Below are 661 nucleotides of genomic sequence, written 5' to 3'. Positions count from 1 at the left end.
TTAGCGTGGTCTTGGGTAACGTCATCGACATTGGTGAGCCGGCGTGGCAGTGCGCAGCTGCCGCGCCGGTATCCCGTTTGAGAGAGTGAGCACGACGACGTCCCCGATGCGGCGCCACATTCCGCAACGAATGATGGAGCAAGCCTTGGCCCAACGCAACGCAAGCGTCAGTCTCAAGAACGGCAAGTCCCGACAGGCGCTGACCCTGACCCACCCCAACGCCGCCGGCGTCGACATCGGCAGCGCCTCGCACTACGTGGCCGTGCCGCCGGATCGCCACGACGAGTCCGTGCGCGAGTTCCCCAGCTTCACCGCCGACCTGAACCGCCTGGCCGACTGGCTCGATGCCTGCGGCGTGGACACCGTGGCGATGGAATCCACCGGCGTGTACTGGATCCCCTTGTATGAACTGCTGTATGAACTGCTCGAGTCGCGCGGCTTCACCGTGCTGCTGGTCAACGCGCGCCACGTCAAGAATGTCTCGGGCCGCAAGTCCGACGTGCTGGACTGCCAGTGGCTGCAGCAGCTCATGAGCTATGGCCTGCTGCGCGGGGCGTTCCGTCCCGCCGACGCCGTGTGCGCATTGCGCTCGCTCGTGCGCCAGCGCGCGACGCTGCTGCGCAGCCAGGCGCGCCACGTGCAGCACATGCAAAAGGCGCTC

1 protein-coding gene is annotated in these 661 nt (G+C 66.4%); it reads left to right on the top strand.

The window, feature by feature from the left end; translation table 11 throughout:
• Positions 1 to 145 precede the first annotated feature (145 nt).
• Positions 146 to 661 (top strand): IS110 family transposase (locus E8D38_RS28100; protein ID WP_246099751.1); only part of this gene is annotated, 516 nt, incomplete at its 3' end.

The organism is Methylibium rhizosphaerae, from assembly GCF_006386545.1.
Classification (GTDB): domain Bacteria; phylum Pseudomonadota; class Gammaproteobacteria; order Burkholderiales; family Burkholderiaceae_C; genus Pseudorivibacter; species Pseudorivibacter rhizosphaerae.
Note: the sequence above shows the minus strand (reverse complement) of the source record. Positions and strands in the feature narration are given on the sequence as shown.